We start from the raw sequence: 20,932 nt of genomic DNA on the forward strand, positions 1-20,932 counted from the left end.
GGATCGAGTTCATCCACATCCAGGCCGACGGCGCCTGGACCATGAACCGCTGACGCGCCCCGTGCCCCGCGCCCCGCGCCCCGCGCCCCGCGCCCCGTGTGCCGGAGGCCGGGACGTCCCGGCCTCCGGCACACGGCGGCTCGCCGAGCCCGGAGGGTGTGTCCGGGAGGGGCGGGCGGAGGGCCGACGCGGCGGCATTCCCCGGCCCGTGTCCGTACCGCGCCGTAGTGTGCCCGCCATGCCCGGAACGTTCGACCCCTCGCCACCGCCCGGCCTGAGTATCGTCCGGGGCGACGCCACCAGCCCCCACGCGCCGGGGCCCAAGATCATCGCCCACGTGTGCAACGACCGCGGCGGCTGGGGCAGGGGGTTCGTCCTCGCGCTGTCCCGCCGCTGGCCGGAACCGGAACGCGACTACCGGGCCTGGCACCGCGCGCGTGCGCGCAACGGCTTCGCGCTGGGCGCCGTACGGCTCGTGCGGGTCCGCCCCGACACGTGGGTGGCCAACATGGTCGCCCAGCACGGGACCCGGCGGGGGAACAGCGGCGGTCCGCCCATCCGCTACCAGGCGGTCGCCGCCTGCCTGCGCGCACTGGCCGCGCACGCCGAAGAGCTCGGGGCCACGGTGCACATGCCGCGGATCGGCTGCGGGCTGGCCGGGGGGAGGTGGGCCCGGATCCAGCCCCTCATCGAGGAGGAGCTCCTCGCCCGCGGGATCCGGGTCACCGTCTACGACACCGACGGGTGACCGTTCGTCGGAGCGGTCACCCCAGGGGGTCTCCTCGAGGGCACCCCTACCGGGCCACCCGGAAGAAGCCCTCCGAGATGAGCGTGCGCAGCGCGTCGGGTGTGCGTTCCCGGACGACCTCGGGGTCCTCCCCGATCAGTTCGGCGATCACGTCCAGCAGCGGTCCGACCGGCATGGTGCCGTCGCACACCCCGGCCAGGGCCGCCTCGACCGTGCCGATGCGGGCGACCCGGTGCAGCCCGTCCCGCTGGCGCAGGACGATCTTCTCCGGATCCGGTGCGCCCGGACGCCCCACGCGCTCCTCCACCACCCCGGGGGCGAGGGCCACGTGCGCCGACAGCAGGGCCGCGTCGGTGAGCCGCAGCGCGGTCATCGCGCCGTCCACGACGTCCGGCAGGTACGGGCCGACGGGCTGCTCGATCTCGTGCCGCAGCTCCTCCACCCGGACGGTGGCGTCCTGGGCGGCGTCGTTGCGCAGGCTGATCCAGCCGAACCCGATCCCCTTGATGCCCTCGCGCTCGAAGTAGTCCAGCCAGGCGTCGTACCGGCGCGTGTACTCCGGGGTGCCGTGCTCGCAGGAGTCGCGCAGCCACAGCTCCACGTACTCCGCGGGGTCCTGGACGTCGCGCTGGACCACCCAGCCCGAACAGCCGGTTCCGGTCACCCAGCCGCCGACCCGGTCCGCCCAGTCGTCACCGTCGGAGTGCACCCAGTTGGCGAGGAGCTGGCACCAGCCGCCGTCGGTCAGGTGCGCGGGCGCCTGGCGGACGAGTTCGGCGCAGACCGTGTCACCGGGCAGGTCCGACTCCCGGTAGGTGTACCGCGCCGACTCGGGCGTGATGACGAACGGCGGGTTGGACACGATGAGGTCGAAGCGCTCGTCCGCGACGGGCTCGAACATCGACCCCTGCGCCAGCCGGGTCCCGCTGACACCCGACAGGGCCAGGCTGATCCCCGCCAGCCGCACGGCACGCGGGTTGAGGTCGGTGGCGACCACCTCGCGGGCGCGGGAGGCCAGGTGCAGAGCCTGGACCCCGCACCCGGTGCCCAGGTCCAGCGCGCGCTCGACCGGTCCGTCCACGATCAGCTGGGACAGGGTCGCCGACGCGCCCCCGGCGCCCACCACGTGGTCGGGGCGGGGGACGTTCCCCCCGCCCGGGCGGACCTTGGGGTCGGAGACCACGAACCCGGGGCGCCCCTCCTCCAGCTCCCACGGGCCCAGGTGGACCAGGGCGCGCACGACGGGGCCGTCCGGGCCCCCGGCGCCGCGGTCGACGGCGACGAGCCCGGCCTCGGCGAGTTCGTCGACGGGGAGGATGGCGCGCGCGGCCCGTTCGGGGATGGACCTCTGGAGCCACCACAGCCGCAGCAGCAGTCCGAGCCGTTCGTCCCCGCCGGTGGCACGCAGGGCGGGCACCAGTTCCTCACGGGCCAGCGCCCGTGCGGCGGCGTCGCCGAGCCGGTCACGGACGCCGGACACCGTGTAGTCGGCGTCGATGAGGATGCCGCGGAGTCGATCGGCGAGTGCGCGAGGGAATTCTGTCTCAGACACCCGCCCATTATCGGTCAGGCGCGCGAGTGCCCCGCTGGTCGGCGGGCGGATCAGGAGGGCCCGGAGTCGTCGTCGCGGGCGGTGGCGGCGGCGCGTCCGGCGGCCTCGGCGCGTTTGCGGAACAGGCGCGGGATGTAGAGGAACCCGAACACCCCCAGGACGATCCCGGTCGCGCAGACGCCGATCCACCAGCGTTCGGTGTCCGGGAGGTCGTCGCCCATGGAGAGCAGCACGACGAGGGCGACCGCCCACACCGCGGTGCCGATGGCGGCGGGGACGCGGTAGTCGCTCTCGTGGACTTCGGGGTCGGGCTGGCGAGGTTTGCGCACGTACCCAGGCTATCCGTTGGCGCCGGCGTGCCCCATGGGGTGCGTTCGGTCACACCATGATGGCCGATCATCCGACCATATGGTGATTTCTATGAAACACCAGCGCAATCAGTGACCTGCGTTGTACGAACATGCAACTAATCTGGCTCAGAATCCTTGTTGTCCCGTAACGCGACCAGGTCAGGCTGACGACGTGAGCACATCGAACACATCCCCCAATGTGTCCAAGGCCCCCTCGGGTCCTGTGGACCGCTTCTTCCGCGTCACCGAACGCGGCTCGAACATCGCGACCGAGATCCGCGGCGGTCTGGCGACCTTCTTCGCCATGGCCTACATCGTCGTTCTCAACCCGCTGATCATCGGTACCGCAGAGGACGTCAACGGCGACACCCTGGGCATTCCGCAGGTCGCGGCCGTCACCGCCCTGGTCGCCGCGATCTCCTGCCTCCTCATGGGCGTGGTCAGCCGGTACCCGTTCGCCATCGCGGCGGGCATGGGGCTCAACGCGGTCGTCGCCTACGGCCTCGCCCCGCTGATGCCGTGGTCCGACGTCTTCCTGCTGATCATCGTCGAGGGCCTCCTGCTGCTCGTCCTGGTGGTCACCGGGTTCCGTACCGCGGTCTTCGCCGCGATCCCGCCGGGGATCAAGACCGCGATCGCGGTCGGTGTGGGCCTGTTCCTGGCCTTCATCGGCCTGGTCAACGCCGGGTTCGTGCAGGCCGGTGAGGGCACCCCGGTCCAGCTGGGCGACGGCGGCCTGAACGGCTGGCCGATCGTGGTCTTCGTGCTCGGCCTGCTCGTGAGCATCGCGCTGTACGTGCGCAGGGTGAAGGGCGCGCTGCTGATCGGCATCGTCACGGCGACCATTGTCGCGATCGTCGTGGAGACCGCGTTCGGCTCCGGTGACGCCGAGGGCGGTCTCGGCTGGAGCCTGACGGTCCCGAGCCTGCCCACGGGCGTCGGCGACATCGCCGCCCTGCCCGACCTGAGCGTCGTCGGCCTGTTCGCCGAAGGCGGCCTCGACGTCCTCGGCCGGTGGGGCGACATCGGCTTCGCCACGGTCCTCATGCTGCTCTTCACCCTGCTGCTGGCCGACTTCTTCGACACCATGGGCACCATGGTCGGCGTCGCCTACGAGGGCGGGCTGGTCGACGAGGACGGCAACATGCCGAACACGCGCGAGGTGCTGGTCGCCGACTCCCTCGGCACCGTCCTGGGCGGTCTCGGGTCGGCCTCGGTGAACACGGTCTACGCCGAGTCGGCGGCGGGTGTCGGTGAGGGTGCCCGCACGGGTATCGCGCCGATCGTCACCGGCGCCATGATGCTGCTGGCCACCTTCCTCACCCCGCTCGTGACCCTGGTGCCGTTCGAGGCGGCCACACCGGTGCTGGTGCTGGTGGGCTTCATGATGATGACCCAGGTGGTCAACATCGACTTCCGCGACCCTGCTCTCGGTATCGGGGCGTTCCTGGCGATCATCATGATGCCGTTCACCTACTCCATCGCCAACGGCATCGGCTTCGGTCTGCTCGCCTACGCGTTCGTCCGCCTGGTACAGGGCAAGGCCAACCAGGTGCACCCGCTGCTGTGGGTGATCTCGGTGATCTTCCTGATCCACTTCGCGGAGGCCCCGATCTACGCGCTGATCGGCTGATCCCCCCGCCCGGGCGGGAATGCGCGCGGTCGTGAACGGCGTTGACTCCACTGATGAGTCAACGCCGTTTACCATTGCGCAGCCCCGCCCTGACCCCGGCCGCCGCGGCCCCGCACCACGAGCCCGACAGGGTGGTGAGGGGCTGATGTCGCGTCTGGTGATGTTCCGGTCCCTGACCGTCCGCAACTACCGCCTCTACGCGCTCGGCCAGCTCATGTCCAACCCCGGGACGTGGATGCAGCGCATCGCCCAGGACTGGCTGGTCCTCCAGCTGAGCGGCGGCAGCGGTATCGCGCTGGGTATGACCACGGCGCTCCAGTTCCTGCCGATGCTCCTGTTCGGGCTGTGGGGCGGGGCGCTGGTGGACCGCCTCGACAAACGGAGGATGCTCATCCTCACCCAGGGCTCCATGGGTGTGCTGGCCGTCGCGCTGGGCGTCCTGGCCACGGCCGGGGTCGCCCAGGTGTGGCACGTGTACCTGTTCGCCTTCGCGCTGGGGCTCATCACCGTCCTGGACAACCCGGGGCGCCAGGCGTTCGTCCCGGAGATGGTCGACCGGGAGCACCTCAGCAACGCCATCGCGCTCAACAGCGCCAGTTTCCAGCTCGGCCGGGTCACCGGACCGGCCGTCGCGGGTCTGCTCATCGCGTGGATCGGCAGCGGGCCGGTGTTCATGATCAACGGTGTGTCGTTCGGCTTCACGATCGTCGCACTGCTGATGATCCGCACCGGAGAACTCCACCAGACCGACCCGGTGTCGGGCGGCAAGGGACGGATCCGGGAGGGCCTGCGGTACGTCAGCGGCAGACGCGACCTCGTGCTGCTGCTCGTCCTGGCCGCCTGTGTGCAGTTCTTCGGCGCGAACGGGCAGAACCAGATCGCGCTGATGGTGAACAACGTGTTCGAGACGGGTGCCGCGGCCTTCGGCGTGGCCGCCGCCGCGCTGGCCGTGGGGGCGCTCGTCGGTGCCCTGCTCGCCGCCCGTCGCGAACGGCCGCGGCTGAGCCTGGTGCTGCTGGGCTCCCTGGGATTCGGGGTATCCCAGGTGGTCGCGGCCGCGATGCCGGGCTACGTGGCGTTCGTGGTGGTGCTCGTGCCGATGGGCATCGCCTTCATGACCTACGTGACCACCCTCAACGCCACCTTCCAGCTCAGCGTCGACCCGCAGATGCGCGGCCGGGTGATGAGCATGTTCATGCTGGTGTTCATGGGTGTGGCCCCGATCGGGGCGCCCGTCGTCGGACTGATCGCCGACGCGTTCGGCCCGCGGGCCAGCCTGACGGTCGGCGGCGTGGTGACGATCGCGGTCGTCGGCGCGCTGGGCGCGCTCCTGGCCCGGGTCAGGGGTGTCCGGCCGCGCGACCTGCTGCCCGGGAGGCGGGGGCGGCGGCGTGCTCCGCGTACCGGGGAGAGGGCGGGGGCCGACACCGCGAACGGGCCGGGGGAGACGGAGGGGACCGGCGGCACGGACGGCGGGGCCCGGGAGGTCCCCTCGCCCCGCTGAGCCGCCGCTCGCCGAGGAGGGCCAAGGGGGGTCACTCCCCCCGGCCCGACCCCGTTTCCCGAGATCGGCCCGACAGGGTCGGCGCGGCCGGGCGAGGGGAGGCTCCCTCCCCCGGCTGAGCCTTCGAGGGAGACGCCCGACCGCCCCTTCCCAACAGGTCGGCGGCATGGGGTCGGGGGGATGCCGTCTCCTGTTCGCCCCGTCTTCCCGTGCGCTCCCGACCGGACACCACCTCGTGGTTCCCCGAGGGCGCGCTCACGACCACCGCGATCCGCCCTTGGGGTCTTTGGAAGGTGTCCTGGGTTCCTCCTTCGCGTACGTGCTCCATCGCCGCGTGGATCCCGTTCGCGGCGTCGCGGTGTGAATAGTTCCCCAGCTCGTTCTGGAGCGTGACGGCCGCGTCGTGGTAGACGTCCGGGTTGTCGTGCACATCCATGAGTTTGGCGGAGATGACCTCGTACCGTTCCAGGTCTCTCGCCGGTCCAGTCCCCATGCGGGCGTTGTCGTGGTTGGTGGTGCCGCTGTCGTCGATCACGAGCATGGCCCCGACTTCGGGTGGGATGAGTCTGCTGTCCTCGAGCACACTCGCGAAACCGTTGCCGTTGCCCTTCGCGGCGACCACCGGTTTACCCGCGGAGGCGCACTCGGCGTAGGCGAGTCCGTAGGATTCGCTGACGGGGTTCGCGAGCACGACGTCGCTCTCGGCTATCGCCGCGGATATCTCCGGCCGCGATGGGGTGAAGTCCCTGATGTCCACGAACTCCCGGGAATCCGAGCCGAGCTTTCTACTCAGCCGCGCGTGGAACGCGTCGATCCCCTCGCTCTGCGTCCCGAGAAGTGTGAGCCTCGTGGCTCCGTAGCCTTCGTTCCTCATTTTCTGGACGGCCAGCGCCCCGTCCACCGCCCCCTTGTTCACGTCGTCCATGCGGCCGAGCATGAGCACGTTGAAGGGGTCGTCGCGTCCGCGCGGCGGGGGAGGCGGTCCGCCCACGTCGTTTCCGGGGATGAAGGTGTGGATCGGGGGACGCGCGCCTCCGGCGTCGACCGCGCCGATGATCCTCTTCGCATCGTCCGCCGTCTTGACTCCATGCGCCAGGACGACGTCCGACTCAAGGAAGACCTCACGGTGTTTCTCCGCGCGACGCCGACCCAGCTCCAGGTTGTTGTGGACGGCGAGGACCGCTTCGGGGTCCAGGGTGAGTGCGGTCCCTACACGCGCTTCGGGATAGAACCGGTCCCGGACCCAGAGCGCGGCGCCACCGGTCATGTCGCCGTACCCGACGACGAAGTCGACACCGTTCGGCCCCGAGGGAAGATCGAGTTCCGAGGGGGCCTGTCGGCGAGGTGGATCTTGATCTTCTCGGAGTAGCCGCCGACCTTGCCGGTGTGGCTCTCGAACTCCTCACGCCGGTGTTCCGGAACGACGTCGTCGAGCAACGGAACGACATGCACCCCCGGGATGCCGGGATGGTTCCCGACGCTCAGGAGATGGACCTCGTGCCGTTCGGCCATGGCCTGGGATAACCGCTCATTGAGGACGACGCCGCCGTCCTTGTGCTCCACGTAGTACATGAGAAAGAGGTAGCTGGCCATGTCTCCCGCTTCGGGGTGGTCCGGACGGGGGAAGAGAGCACGTCAGATGGAGCTGAGTTGTCCGTCGACGTGCCTTGCCGTCATCGAGAGGGGGTAGGCGTCGATCCCGACGGTTCCGATCGATCGGCCCGGCCGCAGCCGCGCCGCCACCTCATCGACCATCTCCGCCGCGACGAACGCCGTTGACTCGGACAACGCACCGAATCTCAGGCCATCACGCGGTGGGGCGGCCAGCTCCCGGACCGCGGGTACACGGGGAAGGGGCGTACCCGCGAACAGGCGTTCTCGCAGCGCGTGGTCGAACTCCTCGAACGTGGTGCGCCGCCATGTCGACATCCACTGGGACGACGGGTCGGTGGACTGACTCCGTTCACGCCAGGGGTCGTCCCCGGAACCGTTGACGATCTGGCGTAGGATCTCCGCCGCGTCGACGACCTCCCGGCTCATGGACACGTCCTTGGACCCCATGAACTCCTCGAGAACGGGGACTTCGCCCGCGGCGTCGAGCGCGGCCGCACGCAGCCGTTCATACCGCTCCGGCGTGATGTCCGTGACCAGTGCGGCGGGGTCCTCACTGATCCAGGGGGCCTCGGCCGGATGGGGTGTCGGCCCCTCCCCGGTGAACGCTCCGCGCAGGTGGTCGGCGATCTCGTGCAGGGTCGCGGACAGACCCTCGGCACCGGGACCGACGGTGTACGCCGGGCGTCCTGGTGCGACACGCGTCCGCAGTTCGGCGACGATCTCGCTGAGGCTGGTCGCCCAATCGGACGAGACGATGACCCACGCGTGCGCCTCGAAATGGAAGGGATGGAGTTCGGGGTGCTCCAAGAACATGTACGCGGGGTTCTGAACGCCCCCTCCCTGGTCCAAGCGGTTCTGCCACGCCCCGGCCGCGCTGGCCAACGGGATGGGGCGATCGTCCGCTGAGCGCTGGATCAGCAGGTGTCGGGTCGGGTCCGAGGGCTGGCCGGGTTCGGTGCTGACGGTGATATCCGCGCCCAGGACGGCCGCCAGCCTCCGCCACGCCGTCACACGCGCCGCGGGCCAGGGGCTCCGATCTCCTCGCCACTTACGATCCGCGAGGAGGAGCATGCGTGCTGCCGCGGAGTAGGTCCGCTCGTATGCGGTCAGCGTTGCGTCGTGATCGTGCACACTCACCTCTCTGGTGATCTCGTAGCCGACGGACGGGTACATGCCTCGTGGGTGTGCTGGGTCACGCGCCCGCTTCGGTGGGACGCGCGTGGCACGGCCGTGGTTCCAGATCGTCGACGGTACAGGCGTTGTCGGACACGGGGCATCTGGACGGAGATTCCGTCGCGCTGGTGACCGCAGGTCGGCGCGTGCACCGAGGGGGAAGAAAGACGGTATGAGACTCTTCCTCGCGCTCAACCCTCCGGCGGCGATCCTGGACTCCCTGGGCGAGGCGGTCGAGCGCGGCCGGTCGTGCGCGCCGCGGCTGCGCTGGACCGCACGTGAGGGATGGCACATCACCCTGGTCTTCCTGGGCGAGGTGGAGGAGGACCGGCTTCCCGCCCTCACCGAGGCGATCGGGGCACGGGCCCGGGAGCACCACCCGCTCTCCCTCTCCGTCGAGGGCTGGGGGCGGTTCCCGCCCGGGGGCAGGCGCTCGTCCGTCCTGTGGGCGGGTGTCACCGGCGACACCGACGCCCTGGACGCCCTCGCCCGGGGCCTGCGCAGGGCTGTCCGCTCGGTGCGGATCCCGGTCGAGCGCAGACCCTACGTGCCGCATGTCACGATCGCCCGGAGCCGCCCCCCGAGCGACTTCACCGGGGCCGTCGACGCCCTCGGCGTCCTGCGCGAAAACCGTTGGCGGGCGCGCGACGTGCACCTGATCGAGAGCCGCCCGGGATCGGCCGACCGCTACCGAACCGTCCGGAGGTGGGCGTTAGGCTGGGAAACCGATTCCGATCGATCACCGGAGCTGGACACACCATGAGCATGCTCACCAACAACCGCAAGCAGCGCTGGCTGCTGCCCGTGGTGCTCGGTTCGATCATGCTCATCGTGGTGATCGGAGCGCTCCTCGGCTGACCCGCGCCGGGAGGGACGGCCCCGCCGCCCTCACGCGGCCGTCGAGACCCGTCCGACCGCGTGCGCCACGAGTGCCGCGTTGTCGTGCGCCTCCGTACCGTCCGGCAGCCGCATGGTGTCCTCCAGCCCGATCCGCACGTCGTAACCGAGCGCGGCGGCGGCCTCCAGCATCGGCCAGGCGGTCGCGTCCGCCCCGTGCAGCATCCTCGGCCGGTCCACCCGGGCCCGGTCCAGCAGCGAGATCACCGCGTCCGCGTTCGCGCGCGCGTCCGGCACCGCGACCTGGGTGGGTTCGACCAGGACCGCCGCCACCCGGATCTTCGTCGCGACCAGGATCCGTGCCGCGTCCACCGTCCACACCCCGGCCTCCACCGCGACCCTGCGGTCCTCCAACAGGTGCGCGAGGTCGACCGACCCCGCCTCGTGCAGGTTCACCGTCACCGAGTCGGGCAGCGCGGACGACGCCCACCTCTGTACCAGGTCGTACCGGCGCCAGGGGTCGGACTCGGCGGACAGGGAGGTGGTCAGCGACACGGGCACGTCCGGTCCCTCGGCGCGCAGCCGCTCCATCAGCGGGCCGACCACCTGCGGTTCGAGCGACTCGGCGCCCCGGGAGTCACGCGGGTGCACGTGGATACCGGTCGCACCCGCCTCGACGACGGCGTGCGCGTCCGTCACGATCTGGTCCACGGACACGGGCAGGGCCGGGTGCGCGCCGGGACGGCGGTCTCCGTTGAGACAGGCGACGATCCTCATGGGACTTCTCCTTACGGCGCTCCGTATTGCGACATGTGCCCGTTCCCCCGCGGGTGCAAGCACCGCGCCGCGCGGCCCTGGCAGGATGGCGGCCATGAATCGACCGCTCGCACTCGCCGTCGCCGCGCTCCTCGCCGCGGCCCCGGCCGCCCCGGCCGCCCCGGCCGCCGCCGCGACGCCCGCACCGGACGACGGCGGTACCGGTGGACTGGACTACCCGCGCGGAGGGGAGGGGCCGGAGGGGTCGGAGACCGCGTTCACCCTCCAGGACCCGCGGATCGCGGAGTCGAGCGGGATCGCCCCGTCCCGGCTGCACGAGGGCGTGTGGTGGACGCACAACGACAGCGGTCCCATCGCACCCGAGGTGTACGCGGTCGACGGGAACGGCGAGACCCTCGCGACGGTCACCCTCGCCGTGCAGCTGCGCGACTGGGAGGCGATCACGGTCACCGAGGGCGCGGACGGGACACCGGAGGTGCTCGTCGGCAACATCGGCGACAACTTCGGCGGGAGCTGGCCGAACGTCAGCGTCTACCGTTTCCCCGAGCCGGGGACGCTCACCGACGCCACCGTCGAACCGGAGGAGGTCACCCTCGCCTACGCCGACGGCGGGCGCGACGCGGAGTCGATGATGGTCGACCCCCGCGACGGCCGCCTCTACGTGGTGTCCAAGGAGTTCGCGGGCGGTGTGTACGCGGCGCCCGAGGCGCTGGACCCGGACGGGGTGAACACACTGGAGCGGATCGACTCGGCCCCGCTGTTCGCCACCGACGCGGCCTTCTCCCCGGACGGTGAGCGGTACGTGATCCGGACCTACTGGGGGGCGAACGTCTACGACGCCACCGACGGGATGCCGGGCACCGCGCTGGGTTCGTTCGAGCTTCCGGAGTCGCGGCAGGGCGAGTCGATCGCCTTCACCCCCGACGGCACCGCGCTCATGGCCGGGACCGAGGGGGTGGGCGCCCCCGTGTGGCGGGTGCCGCTGCCCGACCGCTACCTGTCCGGCGAGCCTGAGGAGCCGACCGGGACGGACGCGGAGCCCGCGGAGACGGAGAGCGGAGCCGACACCGGCTCCGACCGGACCGGGGCGATGCCGTTCATCCTGGGCGGCGCGGGCGTGGCCGTGCTGGTCATCGGCGGGATCGTGCTGCTCGCCCGCCGGGGTTAGCGCGGGGGCGGAGACACTGGACGATCACCGGTTCCTCTCTTCGCACAGCATGTTTCACATCCTCATACTGGCCGGATGAACGAAAAGTCCGTCCAGTGCGTCACAATACGCGTGGATATAGACCCGTCTCAGGTTGCTGCGAGAGCTGGCCGAAACAGCAGGTGGGAAAGCGAGCGCGTTTGCATCGATCCTTGACTCCGACCCAGGCAAGCATGACGAAGCAGGAAGGGTTGCCGTGCGCCTAGACCACAAGCAGGTGCCCTCGTTTCCGAAGATCACCGCGACGGTCTTTCACGAGGAGACGGCCGAGGTCACGATCAACGGGGTCTCGACCACGGTCTCGGGAAGGGACCTCTCGGAGACACGCACGAACATCATCCGGCTCATCGCCCGGACGGCTGAGAAACTGGGGCGCCCGGTCCGGGCCCAGACGCTGGACGACCAGGATGAATGGTCGTTGGTGGTGTACCCGGACGGTTTGGTCGAGAGCGATACCACCATCGACACCGGCAAGCGCCAAGGTAAGAAGAAGTCAGTCGGGCAGGGACGGCGCGTGTCCCAGGTGAGGGTCAAGGAGGCCAGGTCCGGGACGGACAGAACCGACGAGCAGACACTGCCGACCGGGCAGGATGGGGCCCCGCACAAGATCGGAGATCCGGCGGTTCCGTACTCCCCGAGCACTCAGCCGGTCCCGGAACTTCCCAACGTGCCGAGAGCCGACACCGGTCCGGAACCGAGCGGGGACAGCGGATCCGTCTCCTCAGCATCTCCGGCCCAGGCCGCGGCGGCCGATGCCCCATCGATTGTGGACCCGGAGCGGAACCAGGTCACGAGGGCCACCCCGCCCGCTGTGATGGAGCCTACTCCGGTGCGCGTGCCGGAGCTTCCGCCGGGTGTCGAACGCCCGTTGGTCCCCTCGCCACCCATCCCTCCAATTTTCCCTGAGGCCCAAGCTGACGAGGAACTCCGTCCCGTGCCCGATCAAGGCCACGGGATGTCCGAAGCGGGACGGAACCAGGGCGACCAGGATCAGCGTGAGCGTTCCAAGAAAGACGACCGACCCCGTGTTTCGGTCTCGTCCTTGCTGTTCCGGGCAGTGAGGCGTCATCGTCTTGAGGAGAGGGAGCGCCAGACCGGAGAGGATCGGGAGGCCACACCTGTGGCGCCCGAGGGGCCCCCGCCTGCCCAGGGTTCCTCGGCGGTGCCAACACCCCTGAGTAAGTCGGAGTCGGGGAATCTGTGGGCCTCCGTCATCCAGGAAATCAATCAGGAACGCGAGGTGGTCCGACCCGCCCCCCATCCAGCGGTCGGTTCCATTGCCGGGTATACGACCGCTGCCGGCCCCACACCTACGGCTGGTCAGGCTCCCACGCCTGCCCCCGTTCCTGAGGTGCTGTCCAGACCCAGGCCTGGACCTTTCACACCACCTCCCACTCCCGATCCTGTTCCCACTCCCGACGTGTGGGCGGGTCCGACGCCCCTCCCAATGACGGGGAACCCATCTGTGACACAGGGTCATGGGATGGGCGCGGAGGGCGCCGGCGCTTCCACTCCCGTGCCCCCGGTGTCGATGGCTCCGCTCCCGACCGTGGGCTCCCCCATGAGGATCGCCGTACTGAGCCTCAAGGGCGGGGTAGGCAAGACGACCACCACGGTACTGCTCGGATCGGTCTTCGCCTTCGCGGGTGAGAACCGGGCGATCGCCGTTGACATGAACCCGCACAGCGGGACACTGCGTGACCGGGTGCCGTTGCAGAATCCTCACACTCTCAGGGACTTCTACGAGAACGCGGGCAGGATCACCCGATACTCGGACCTGCGGCGGTATGTCTCAGTCAACGGTGCGCGAATGCACTCGCTCGTCGGAGACCCGCAGCAGAGCACCGGTTTGCTGGATGAACGGGGCGCCTACAAAAAGGTGTCCGACGTTCTGGAGCAGTACTACGACGTCACCCTCACTGACTGCGGCACCGGCCTCGACAATCCGGGCATGGATCATGTCCTGGAGTTGGCGAACAGGGTCGTGATCGTGCTGGAGCCTGCGTTGGACGCAGCCCGTGCCGCCGTGACAACGCTGGAATGGCTGTCCAGGAACGGGTATGAGCGACTGGGTTCCACCGCGCTCGCCGCCATCTCCCGGGTCGACCCCCGAGTAGTGAGCGCGGCGGAACTGGAGGACTTGGAACGCTTCTTTCAAGGTCGGGTCGCCGGAGTCGTCCGAGTGCCGTTCGACGAGCACCTCGCCAGGGGCCAAATCGTCGAACTCGGTGATCTACGTGATGAGACCCGAGCGGCCTGCCACCGTCTCGCGAGGCTCAGTCTGAGTGTGTGAACACGGTTCCGGGATCGTGATCCGGGCGGACCTGCCCCCAGGCGCGACACACCAGCATGTGTGAGTGCGATCCTGAAGTGGACTACCGCATGGAGGAGGTCGAGTTCCGCCATGAAGACAACCTTGAGGCTAAGCGCGTGACAGCGGTCGTTTTCCAGCGTTGCCTAGGTGGCGCGCACGGGAGATGAAACTGGGAGTTCAGCGTTCGGGGCCGCGATCGCTGCCATGCTGCGGTGTATCTCGGCGGGGTGGTTGCCCCCCGCTTCCTCGGCGGGGGCTTTGCCCAGGTGGAGCCATGCCCATTTGGGCTCGACGCACAATCTTTTCGGGCCCGCTTAGTTCGGGCTCGCTGGCCGTTGCCGACTTGCGTTCCATGAGGGGTGCCGCAGCGGCCAGGGTGGAGATGTACTGGTCTCGTTCTGCGGGGTCAGCGTTGAAGAAAGCGGCCGGTGTAGGCGGTAGCTTGGAATTGTCTACCCCAAGCTGTGCGGCCATGAATACCAACTTCTGTACGGACTGGTAGCGGGTATGCTGTTCACTCATGGCCGGGTCGTTGGCGTAGGCGGTGGCGGCGACGAAGTCGGCGTCGGCGTGCAGTTGGAGAAATGATGAGGCCCTGGCAGCATTCATTTCATTCCGGCGCAGGATGTCCTCAGCCGCCTCTCGGTAGGAGTCCAACCATTTGCGGGCCTCCTCGACACCAAAGGGGAATCGTCCTTCGTAACTGACTTGCTGAAGCACGTCCGCAGCCCGGCCCGAACTAGATGCTGGACTGGATGTCTGTCCGGACGATAGGAAGGAAGGGACAGATGGCCCATTTACGGATCGCGCGTTCCCGCGAGAACCTGTCTTCAGACGGTCGGTAGTGTCCGGATCTGTGGGCCCAGGGGAGGAGCCCGGTGTCGGTCCGGCATCGTCGCCCTTGGCGCGGTGCTCCTCAAGGGCCACCGCCTGCAGGGCCGTGCCCATGAATCCGGCCGGCACATTGGCGGCTTCCTCCGGCACGGTGGTTACACCGACATCGATGACACGGGCACTGTCCTCCCTGCTGAAGACATCGGCGGGGAGCAACCGTGAGGCGGCGCCGGTGACCTCGAACTCGTGTTGGTCGCCCCCCACGTCTACCGAGAGGCTGTACCCCAGATACTGGCCGTTGTCATCGAACATCAACCGGCCCTCGGCCGAGCCCTTGGAGGAGGCCTGGCTCAGGACCTCGTTCAGGACCGGCGGTGCCTTGGGCACCCTGCCCAGGCATGCGACGACGGCGCCCGCCTCGATGGTCTTTCTCTCCTGGCGTACGATGTCGTTGTCAGCACCCCTCTTGGTATCCACAGCCTCTACGCGAAGCCGAAGACGGCCATCCGTTTCAGTGATTGCGTCCAGTGACGCGAGCCGACCGTCGATCTTCGTCAGACGCCTATCGCCGTCGTGGGCGTGTCGCTCTGTCAGCTCCTTGAGCTGAACGGCGTTCTGGAGCACGAACGCCGGTTCGCCGCCCAGAATCGTGACACGGGCGTCGGGGTTCTCCTGGAGGATGGCTTCAGCGGCTGAAGCGCCGGTGCCTCCCATGCCGACCACCAGCCAGTGGTCGGTGGCATAGGCGTTGAAGCGCCCCTCGCCAACTTCGTCGCCCAGCAGAACCCGACCTCGGGCCAGTTCACGGATGCGATCCCAGTTCGCTGTGGCGTCGAGGGTCGTCAGCGCATTGCTGACGTCCTTGTCACCAGACGCTCGCAATTCCGGGAGCACATTTGCTGATTCCAGGGCGTCAAGTGCGCTCTGCGCCGAGCCCTCACCCGACGAAAGCCTGACGAGGAGCTGCCTCACCTCGACTGTTCGGGGATGAGATCGCGCCGACAGGTGATCCAAGATCTTGTCGGTGGCGTCGGGAACCGTTGGCACGCCTCTCGCGACCCCCGGAACGAGCTCTGGCTGGAATCCGGTTGCGATGAGAGGTTTGCCTTCGATCTCGATCGTCACCGCCGAATCCGAGCCGTTGGATGGATGGATCTCGGCCAGGAGCCTGTTTCGATCATCGAAGTACAAGCGTGTCATGCCGTCGACCGTTGGCCCCTGGGCGGCGATCTCGTTCTCCCACAGCTGTAGCGCCAGACGAGGGACGCGCTCGGTGGGGTTTGCAAACTGGTAGGGGTCGCCCATGCCCGTGGTTCGTAAATGGTCCATGTGGTCAGCGGTCTGAACGATTCTCTGGATCGGGTCGACGTGCCAGCGTCCCCGCCCATCAATGAGGAGTCGGTCGGGATCACGCGTGGCCAGGGCGGCACCGCCGCCGATCATGACAGGGCGCTTGGGGTACTCCCCGGTTGGCAGGGAAGCCGCCTCGCGACGGAGTTCCTCGAGGGTCTGGCGACTCACGCGATTGCGTTCAGCCCCGGCCCGCTCCACCGCGGCGGGGAGTTCGGCTCTGGTGATCCTTCGCCCGTCGGGGTGGAGTCCTGGCATCTTGTAGTGGAAGCGCTCTGGCAACAACGAGCGTCGGCCGATGTCCGAGGGCGCATCGAGTGCCAAGCCCTGGCTGTGACCGGCTGCGGCGGCTCGGCCTTCGGCCTGCACCAGCCTCGCGCGTCTCCGCTTGTCCGAGAGGTCGTACAAACTTGCATGGAGAACCGTGTCTATGTCCCTGACATTCAGTTGATCGGAGAGCAGGATGACATGGTTGTCCGAGGACGTGTTCCCGTATACGCGCACGACCTGGTTGTCCGGAAGTGGACCCGAATCAACACGGATGGTGAGGTGGGTGTTGTTCGAGTCGTCGAGGGCGAAGAATTCGCGCCTCTCCTCACGTTTCTGCTCGATCTTCCGAAAGGCCTCGCTGAACTCTTCCCTCACGATCTGAGGAAGCCGATCCTTGGCTGCAGTCCGTATCGCTTCAGGGTCTCGCTCTGGCACGATTCTCCCTTCGAATGAACATGGCCTCGCTGTCTTCGCTCTGTTCGATGCGAACCTCAGGGGAACGAAGAGCGAAGACTCTTCCGCTGGGTGGAATGGATTCTTCCGTTGCTCTATTCTACGCAGAGCTCGGAGGGCTTTGACGATCAATAACATCGGGTTTTCTCCTGCGGACAACCCGCAGCATCCTGGGGCGGCGGACAACACTGGGAGAGTGCTCGTGGCAAAGCTCGCCGAACTCTTCTCTCACCTGCACGAACGACAGCGCTGCTTCCTGGGAGTCGAGGCGCGCACTCGGCTGCGCTGGCACCCACACCGGGCTGGGGGTGCACGCCGAACCCGACCACGGCAGCCAACTCCACCGATGCCACCGCCCCCGCTGACCTTGTCCCCAAGCTCTCCGCTTTGGCCGATCCCCGCTCGTCCCGGGGACGCCGCCACAGTCTGACCAGCGTCCTGCTGTACGCCCTGACCGCGATGGTGGCCGGAGTCCGCCACCTGCGGACGATCGGCCAGTGGACCGACGCCGCACCCCAAGACACCCCGGCCCGCCTGGGGTGTCGGATCACTTGCGCGGCTCGGCCACCCACACCGCCCCGGCGGTGCACCTGCTCACCGCCCTGAACCCGAACCGGGACCTGGTCGCCCAGGTGCGGGTGCCGACGGGCACCAGCGAGATCGACGCCCCGGCCGTCCTGCTGGCGGGCGTGGACCTGACCGGTGGGGTGGTCACCGCTGACGCCCTGCACACCCAGACCGACACCGCCACTCACCTGGCCCAGGAGTTGCACGCCGACGACGTGCTGACCGTCGAACGCCACCAGAAGGCCCTGTTCGAGCAGGTCAAAGCGCTGCCCTGGGCTCAGGCCCCCACGTTGGGCACCACCCGGCACCGCGGCCACGGACGCCTGGAGACCCGTACCGTCAAGGCCATCGATCTGGCCGGGCGGACCGGTTTTCCGCACGCGGTCCAAGCGGTGCGGGTGCGCTGCCACGTCACTGAGCTGCGTACTGGGAAGGTGTCGTGGACCGTGGCCTATGCGGTGACCTCGCTTGAGGCGGGTCGGGCCGACGCGTTAGTGCGCGGGCACCGGAACATCGAGGCCTGGCACCACGTCAAGGACGTCTCGCTGGGCGAGGACACGTGCAAGGTGCGCTCCGGGCACTGGCCGGACAACCTGGCCGTGCTGCGCGCTCTTTTCCCTGGTGCTCCTGGCGCGGTTGGGTCAGGACACGGTGCCCGACGCGATCCGGTGGGTGTCGTATGAGGTGTGCATCCGCCCGCTGGACGTGATCGGACTTCCGTGACCAGTGTCAACATCACCGCTCAGCGAGAATGAAACAGCCCTGCCTGAGACCAGCGCGACCGAGACCACCCTGGTGCGGGTGTGCCGGCTGTCCTCGCCGAAGATCACGTTCCGTCACATGGTGCCCTGGGTTTCCTGCCGTCCACTACCCGCAGTGGGTTCACCGATGGGGTTTGGAGGTGGAGGGCTGCCACAGAGAGCGTGGGGTCTCACGGGCCGTGGTTTCTCGACGACTCCACGACACTTCGGGGCTGTGCCCGTTTTCGAGGGTCTAGATCCGGTCATGCTTGCCCGACCTGCTCGAACCCGTTGCTCGTGCGTTTTCCAGCGAAGCTGGAGAACTCCAGGGGCTTGCCATTCTACGTCTGCAGGTCCACTGATTCCCTGTCGTGTCCGGACACCCAGTCGTCGGCAGAGATGATCCCCGATAGTATCGTGACCATGTTGTATGCACGATCCATCGGAGAAGCCCGTCTCTACCTGGATCTTCACCTGTGCTCATGTGATTACCCCATCCTGGATCAAGTGGACCACTGGCTGGAGAAGCGTGATGGAGTGTTCGTTGCCGTCTACGATGGGCGGTGCGGTCGCTGCTCTGGGTCGGGTCGGTATGAGTTCGAACTTGAGACCGAAGAGCGAGTGCATTACCCCGAGATCGGTGGAAGTGCGCCATCGCGCATTATTGATCCAGGAGAATTCCTTTGGCTCAGCGATCGTGCGGCGTCACGAGTTCCGGTGGATGTGGCAGGCCTATCGAAGGAGGACCTCGGTGTGGCCCGTGATCTCATGCAGAGTTCGATCGCTATGCTTGAAGAGATCTTGAAGTTCATTCCAGAAGGGGCAGAGGAGGTTCCGGAGGGTTCGTTTTTCTCGAATCTGGGAAAGGTCTTCAGAGAAGAATCACCTGGCCGCTTCCGGCGTGAAGAGATTAATTCACGCCTTGCTTACTACCGCAGTGGTATGGCGGAACTTCAGATATGAAGTGTTGGATGTAGTATGAGGTGCAGTTTCGCTAATTTGACCCTGATTCGCCATTAGGGCTTTCCGTGATTGGCCCGCTGTTTCGCTCATGGTTTTCTTGAGCCGGTCAGGATAGGCCTTCGTGTTCCGTTGTGGGGGTCCGGCCTTCCATGTTCCGGAGGCTTGGAATGTGCTCCCTTCTGATGCTCGTCGGGCCAGGGAGTCGATCCTCAGGAAGCCCAGGGGGTTGGATCAGATGAATTCAGCTGGTGGTGAACGTCTTTTTCCAGGAGCAGGTCTGCTTTATTTTTGGGAAGTGATGCCGGGCATGGGCTATGAGGTGGATGGTGAGTCATCTTTTCTGTCCGACAACGACTTCGCCTTGCTTGACGGTGAGCCCGTGGCACCTATTGAATAATCGTTGCACGACAGGGCATTCCTGTACAGTCCCCGACGAGAGGAAACAGTCGTGAACGACACGGCGCTGTTCGATCCGGAAACCCCTGACGAGGTTATTCGGGAAGTCCTGGCTAGCACCGCCAATCGCGTCGTGGGTGCGTACATGCGTGCGGCCCAGGCCACCACCCATCCAGAGGTCGAGGAAGAGGCTCAGGAGAAGATGCGACAGGCCTGGGTGATTAAGAATGATCTCGACATGGGCCGTGAGGAGATGATCACTGAGATTCAGCGCCTTCGGGGCGTCCTCGCTGAGCTGAACGAGGCCTGAGGCGGTGACCGACCCCTACGAGGTTCCTGAGGAAGAGCTCCAGGATATCTTCGACAATCGAATCAAGGGCTTGATCTTCAGTGGTGTCATGCCCACGCGCCCAGGAGAAAAGCCGGTGTTGGTGCAGCTGGGAGGCCAGCTTGCAGCAGGAAAAACTCGTGCTCTCAAGGCCGTTATCAGCCGCCACGGTGGTCGGGTCGCCCGGGTCAGTCCTGACGATTTCCGTGACTACCATCCCAAGATCTACAAGATTATGCGTGATCGTCCGCAGGAGAAGGTGGCGTTGACCAATCAGGCGATGTACGCCTGGTCCGACATGGTGCGCGAGTATGCCCACGCCAACGGTTACGGTCTGGTCATGGAAGGCACCTTCAGGAAGGTCGACTACCTCCTGGAGTACGCGGAAGAGATGGCGCAGCCAGTCAGGAACAAGCACGCGGGGTTCGTTAACGAAGTGGTCGTGGTCGCCACACCTGGAGACCGCAGCTGCCTGGACATGGTCGGGCGCTATTTGGGTGATCCTGCGGGCGAGGGCCGATGGGCGGCTGCTTCGGTACACGATGACGCCTACGAGCAGCTACCGCGGTCGGTGGAGACCCTGGAAGCGGACTCACACATCCATCGGGTGATCGTCACTGACCGTGCTGGAACTATCCACTACGACAACTCCCGTGGTGCCGACGGTCAGTGGGCGCAGGAGCCCCGAGCGGGTCAGGTCCTGCAGGAGGCGCGTGGTGAAGGTCGTGTGCCGTTCGCTCAGGAGGAAGCGGCTGAGTGGATGTCCTTGTACTGGAAGCACGCCGAGAAGCTCCTCAACCGCGGCGAGCTGGGTCCGGTGACCGCTCCCACGATGCTGGCCCTACACGGGCGTGCCGATCGGGTCGCTCAGGTCGCCTATGTGGGTGAGGCAAACAGTCTCAAACGGCACGCTCAATGGCAGAAGGTACAGAGGGTGGTTTTCATGGCGGCCGCACGCGGGGCACCCAATTCTGAATTGCCAGGTCGTCCGGATGAGTTTTTGAACGCTGGCCCGAAGAAAAAAGAGAAATTCACGGCGGTATTGCGGGCCGCGCTCAGCGCTGACTCCAGGCTGCCGAATGATCCTGTGGAAGCATTGAGGCGTGCTCAACAAGGCATGAACTCACAGACGGGCCATGCGTCGTCTTCGTCGATTGACCCGACATCCTCTCAGCGCCATCTGAAGATAGACAGAGACTCTGGGATGGAGCGCTAAGCAGAGGTGGTCGGACTGAGGTACCGGACTGCCCGAACCTGGCGCAGCCTGGCTCGTGCGACGATACCCCGGATGAGCTGCCAGGAAGGGGATGGCTGCCAGAGTC

18 protein-coding genes and 1 pseudogene are annotated in these 20,932 nt (G+C 67.4%); 12 read left to right on the plus strand and 7 right to left on the minus strand.

What is annotated here, in order from left to right:
- Positions 1–238 precede the first annotated feature (238 nt).
- Complete coding sequence (locus tag ACTVAJ_RS17945) at positions 239–748, plus strand: macro domain-containing protein (RefSeq protein ID WP_470389333.1); 510 nt, start codon at positions 239–241, stop codon at positions 746–748.
- A 46-nt stretch (positions 749–794) separates the two neighbouring features.
- Here the strand turns inward: ACTVAJ_RS17945 and ACTVAJ_RS17950 are convergent, their stop codons facing one another.
- A complete protein-coding gene (locus ACTVAJ_RS17950; protein ID WP_470389334.1) occupies positions 795–2,300 on the minus strand; it encodes a DUF7059 domain-containing protein in 1,506 nt (501 codons plus the stop codon).
- Positions 2,301–2,350: 50 nt separating this feature from the next.
- Positions 2,351–2,629, minus strand: coding sequence for a DUF2530 domain-containing protein (locus ACTVAJ_RS17955; RefSeq protein WP_470389335.1), 279 nt, complete (start codon positions 2,627–2,629; stop codon positions 2,351–2,353).
- A 193-nt stretch (positions 2,630–2,822) separates the two neighbouring features.
- Here ACTVAJ_RS17955 and ACTVAJ_RS17960 point away from each other — a divergent pair, with 193 nt between their 5' ends.
- Both ACTVAJ_RS17960 and ACTVAJ_RS17965 read left to right on the plus strand, forming a co-directional pair.
- Entirely contained in the window at positions 2,823–4,283 is a 1,461-nt protein-coding gene (locus ACTVAJ_RS17960; protein ID WP_470389336.1) for an NCS2 family permease, read from the plus strand.
- Between the two features lie 145 nt (positions 4,284–4,428).
- Complete coding sequence (locus ACTVAJ_RS17965) at positions 4,429–5,787, plus strand: MFS transporter (RefSeq protein WP_470389337.1); 1,359 nt, start codon at positions 4,429–4,431, stop codon at positions 5,785–5,787.
- 31 nt (positions 5,788–5,818) lie between these two features.
- Here ACTVAJ_RS17965 and ACTVAJ_RS17970 read toward each other — a convergent pair.
- The 3 genes and pseudogenes from ACTVAJ_RS17970 to ACTVAJ_RS17980 all read right to left on the minus strand — a co-directional run.
- A pseudogene (locus ACTVAJ_RS17970) lies at positions 5,819–7,057 on the minus strand (glycosyltransferase); the annotation flags it as partial.
- Positions 7,051–7,380 (minus strand): hypothetical protein, encoded by a 330-nt coding sequence (locus ACTVAJ_RS17975; protein WP_470389338.1) that lies wholly within the window; start codon positions 7,378–7,380, stop codon positions 7,051–7,053. The gene ACTVAJ_RS17975 and the pseudogene ACTVAJ_RS17970, both read right to left, overlap by 7 nt.
- A gap of 42 nt (positions 7,381–7,422) precedes the next feature.
- On the minus strand, positions 7,423–8,574 hold the full coding sequence (locus ACTVAJ_RS17980; protein ID WP_470389339.1) for a hypothetical protein: 1,152 nt from the start codon (positions 8,572–8,574) through the stop codon (positions 7,423–7,425).
- 172 nt (positions 8,575–8,746) lie between these two features.
- Here ACTVAJ_RS17980 and thpR point away from each other — a divergent pair, with 172 nt between their 5' ends.
- Positions 8,747–9,337 carry an RNA 2',3'-cyclic phosphodiesterase gene (gene thpR, locus ACTVAJ_RS17985; RefSeq protein WP_470389340.1) on the plus strand — a complete coding sequence of 197 codons (591 nt, stop codon included), beginning with the start codon at positions 8,747–8,749 and terminating at the stop codon, positions 9,335–9,337.
- Between the two features lie 125 nt (positions 9,338–9,462).
- Here the strand turns inward: thpR and ACTVAJ_RS17990 are convergent, their stop codons facing one another.
- The gene (locus tag ACTVAJ_RS17990) at positions 9,463–10,188 is read right to left on the minus strand and encodes a 3-keto-5-aminohexanoate cleavage protein (protein ID WP_470389341.1); all 726 of its coding nucleotides are present in this window, start codon (positions 10,186–10,188) and stop codon (positions 9,463–9,465) included.
- 94 nt (positions 10,189–10,282) lie between these two features.
- Between ACTVAJ_RS17990 and ACTVAJ_RS17995 the strand changes: the two genes are divergently transcribed.
- Together ACTVAJ_RS17995 and ACTVAJ_RS18000 are read left to right on the plus strand one after the other, a co-directional pair.
- The gene (locus ACTVAJ_RS17995) at positions 10,283–11,356 is read left to right on the plus strand and encodes a hypothetical protein (RefSeq protein WP_470389342.1); all 1,074 of its coding nucleotides are present in this window, start codon (positions 10,283–10,285) and stop codon (positions 11,354–11,356) included.
- Between the two features lie 235 nt (positions 11,357–11,591).
- Positions 11,592–13,688 (plus strand): MinD/ParA family ATP-binding protein, encoded by a 2,097-nt coding sequence (locus ACTVAJ_RS18000; RefSeq protein ID WP_470389343.1) that lies wholly within the window; start codon positions 11,592–11,594, stop codon positions 13,686–13,688.
- 198 nt (positions 13,689–13,886) lie between these two features.
- On the opposite strand, the gene ACTVAJ_RS18005 is transcribed toward ACTVAJ_RS18000, so the two are convergent.
- Positions 13,887–16,598 carry a hypothetical protein gene (locus tag ACTVAJ_RS18005; RefSeq protein WP_470389344.1) on the minus strand — a complete coding sequence of 904 codons (2,712 nt, stop codon included), beginning with the start codon at positions 16,596–16,598 and terminating at the stop codon, positions 13,887–13,889.
- A gap of 405 nt (positions 16,599–17,003) precedes the next feature.
- Between ACTVAJ_RS18005 and ACTVAJ_RS18010 the strand changes: the two genes are divergently transcribed.
- The 6 genes from ACTVAJ_RS18010 to ACTVAJ_RS18035 all read left to right on the plus strand — a co-directional run bounded on the left by ACTVAJ_RS18010 (position 17,004) and on the right by ACTVAJ_RS18035 (position 20,826).
- The gene (locus tag ACTVAJ_RS18010; protein ID WP_470389345.1) at positions 17,004–17,222 is read left to right on the plus strand and encodes a transposase family protein; all 219 of its coding nucleotides are present in this window, start codon (positions 17,004–17,006) and stop codon (positions 17,220–17,222) included.
- Positions 17,168–17,866, plus strand: a complete 699-nt coding sequence (locus ACTVAJ_RS18015) for an ISAs1 family transposase (protein ID WP_470389346.1) — start codon at positions 17,168–17,170, stop codon at positions 17,864–17,866. The genes ACTVAJ_RS18010 and ACTVAJ_RS18015 overlap by 55 nt, the downstream gene beginning before the upstream one ends.
- A 564-nt stretch (positions 17,867–18,430) precedes the next feature.
- Positions 18,431–18,886, plus strand: a complete 456-nt coding sequence (locus tag ACTVAJ_RS18020) for a hypothetical protein (RefSeq protein WP_470389347.1) — start codon at positions 18,431–18,433, stop codon at positions 18,884–18,886.
- A gap of 235 nt (positions 18,887–19,121) precedes the next feature.
- Positions 19,122–19,283, plus strand: coding sequence for a hypothetical protein (locus tag ACTVAJ_RS18025; RefSeq protein ID WP_470389348.1), 162 nt, complete (start codon positions 19,122–19,124; stop codon positions 19,281–19,283).
- A 51-nt stretch (positions 19,284–19,334) separates the two neighbouring features.
- Complete coding sequence (locus ACTVAJ_RS18030) at positions 19,335–19,592, plus strand: hypothetical protein (RefSeq protein ID WP_470389349.1); 258 nt, start codon at positions 19,335–19,337, stop codon at positions 19,590–19,592.
- 4 nt (positions 19,593–19,596) lie between these two features.
- Entirely contained in the window at positions 19,597–20,826 is a 1,230-nt protein-coding gene (locus tag ACTVAJ_RS18035) for a zeta toxin family protein (protein ID WP_470389350.1), read from the plus strand.
- Positions 20,827–20,932: the final 106 nt, after the last annotated feature.

It is taken from the genome of Nocardiopsis sp. KDC1DS13DA1 (assembly GCF_055632325.1).